This is a genomic window from Pseudoalteromonas sp. PAB 2.2, from assembly GCF_001938575.1.
GTDB classification, from domain to species: Bacteria; Pseudomonadota; Gammaproteobacteria; order Enterobacterales; family Alteromonadaceae; genus Pseudoalteromonas; species Pseudoalteromonas lipolytica.
In genome coordinates, this window is sequence record NZ_LYPI01000035.1 from 1 (window position 1) to 2,806 (window position 2,806).

Genomic DNA, 2,806 nt, shown 5'->3' on the forward strand with positions numbered 1-2,806 from the left:
CAGTCAGTAAGCGCTTGATTAGCGTATCGTAGTACTCAGAGCTAATTACCGGCAGGATTGCACCTTTACGTTGTGCTAACTGCTGGCTGAAWTAGCCTAAGCGAGATGAACGCGCAGCAACAACGGCACCAGCAAGGTGAGGATGCGCTAAAATAGCTTGTAACTGATTAGGTTTAGCTACTTGGAATACACCCTCTGCAATACCTGTTGAGATAAACTTATCTTTAAACGCCACAGCTTCGTCATAGAACAACTCTGAAGCAACAGTGATAACAGTATTACCAGCCGCAAGTGCAGTGATAATAGAAATTGCCCAGAAGTTAAATGACGTACTCTTATCTGCATAACATACTACGCAACCACGTGGTTCTAAGTGTAGCGTGTTTGACTCACCCGTAGGCCCAGGCAACACAGTGTGTTTACGCATGTGCTTTTCAAGACGGTTAAGCTGCGCACGTGCATCAGCAAGGGTTAATGCTAAGTCATCAGCAAGCTCATCAATGATTTCAACGGTTGCAACTTTAGCAAGTAATTGACGCACAGCCGAAACTCGGTCATTTAACGGTGTTGAACGCCAGATCTTCTCATCACGTAATGAGTTTTCCATTAACTTAGCAACTTGCTCAGCCGCACCTGAATAGTGGTGAGTATCTAGCTCATCAGGTGTTAGGTTTGTCATTTGCACGTTATCTGGTGATGCTTTCTCTTTCACTAGACGTTGTAAGTAGTTAGGGCCACCTGCTTTCGGACCAGTACCTGATAGACCACGACCACCAAAAGGTTGAACGCCAACAATCGCACCAATCATGTTACGGTTGATGTAAACGTTACCTGCACGCGACATTTTCGCTAAGTATTCACAACGCTCTTCGATACGTGAATGCACACCCATCGTTAAGCCAAAGCCAGTGCCATTGATTTGATCAATCACGTTATCAAGCTCTGTACCTTTGAAACGGATGATATGTACACACGGGCCAAATACTTCACGTTTAAGCACAGATAAGTCTTTGATCTCATATAGACGAGGAGCAAAGAAATAAGCGCCATTTTCGTTGTTATCAGGAATTTCACACTCATAATGAAGTGTTGCGTTACCTTTTAGGTATTCAACATGTTCATTTAAATTTTTCAGTGCTTTTTCGTCGATTACAGGACCAATGTCAGTCGAAAGTAACGAAGGATCGCCAACATGTAGCTCTTTTAATGCGCCTTTAAGCATTTCGATGATGCCATCAGCAACATCTTCTTGTAAGAACAACACACGAAGTGCAGAACAACGTTGACCGGCACTTTGGAAACCTGAGCTGATCACATCGTCAACAACTTGCTCTGGTAGAGCCGTTGAGTCAACGATCATACAGTTTTGACCACCGGTTTCAGCAATTAGTGGTACTTGAATATCGTTACGCGCAGCAAGTGTTTGCGAAATAAGGGTACCTGTTTCTGTTGAACCTGTGAACATAACTGCTTGAATTCGCTCATCAGGAACAATTGTTTTACCTACATCGCTACCACGTGCGATAACAGGTTGTACAACGTGCTCAGGTAAACCAACAGATAACATAAGCTCGATAGTACGTAAGGCAATTAAGCTTGTTTGTTCAGCTGGTTTTGCAATAACTGTGTTACCAGTCACGATTGCTGCAGCAACTTGGCCTAAGAAGATTGCAAGTGGGAAGTTCCACGGGCTGATACATAAGATCACACCACGTGCTTCAAAACGCTCATCTTGTGCTAATTCTTCAGCTCGAGCTGCGTAATAGCGGCAGAAATCAACGGCTTCACGAACTTCATCAATACCATCTTTGGTAATTTTACCCGCTTCTTTAATACAGATAGCAACTAGCTCATCGTGATGACGTTCTAGAATATCAGCAATACGGCGTAGTAAGTTAGCACGCTCTTTAACCGGTGTTTGTGACCATGATTCAAATGCTTTTTCTGCATTTTCTAATAATGCTGTCATCTCTTCAGAAGAGTGAAGTTTTACATGACCAATCACTTCTTTGTGATTTGCTGGATTCTTCACTGCTAGAGAGCCTTCAGGCACATCATTTAAATCAATACGATGCTCTGCAAACCACGCATCTAGATTTTCTTTAAATGGAGTGATGACATTGATATCAGTTAAGTCCATGCCTTTTGAGTTAGCACGTTCTTCACCATATAAATCAATTGGCATTTTAATTTGCGTGTTGTACTTGTTACGTAAACCTTGCAGTGTTTCTACTGGGTCAGGTAAAAGTGATTCAACAGGCTTAGTGGTATCAACAATCGCATTTACGAATGATGAGTTAGCACCGTTTTCTAATAAACGACGAACTAAGTATGCAAGTAAGTCTTCGTGTTGACCAACAGGCGCATAAACGCGACATTGAATTTTTTCTTGGGTTACGATTTGGTCGAATAACGACTCACCCATACCGTGTAGGCGTTGGAATTCAAAGCCTTCGTGGTCGCCTTTAGCAACTTCTAAAATAGTTGCAGCAGTGTAAGCATTGTGTGTTGCAAATTGCGGGTAAAGCACATCACGTGCTTCAAGTAGCTTGATAGCACAGGCTTTGTAAGAAACGTCAGTTGTCGCTTTACGAGTAAATACAGGGTAGTGATCTAAACCATCTTGCTGAGTAGTTTTGATTTCTGTATCCCAGTATGCACCTTTAACAAGGCGAACCATTAATTTACGGCCAACGCGACGAGCAAGATCAGCAACCCACTCAACCACAAAAATAGCGCGTTTTTGGTATGCTTGAACAGCTAAACCAAAACCATTCCAGTTACCTAAATCGTCATCACTAAATAC

At 42.5% G+C, this 2,806-nt stretch carries 1 protein-coding gene; it reads right to left on the reverse strand.

Annotation, left to right across the window (positions count from 1 at the left end; all coding sequences use genetic code 11):
* Positions 1-2,806 (reverse strand): bifunctional proline dehydrogenase/L-glutamate gamma-semialdehyde dehydrogenase PutA (putA, locus tag BWD47_RS19915; RefSeq protein WP_075594541.1); only part of this gene is annotated, 2,806 nt, incomplete at both ends.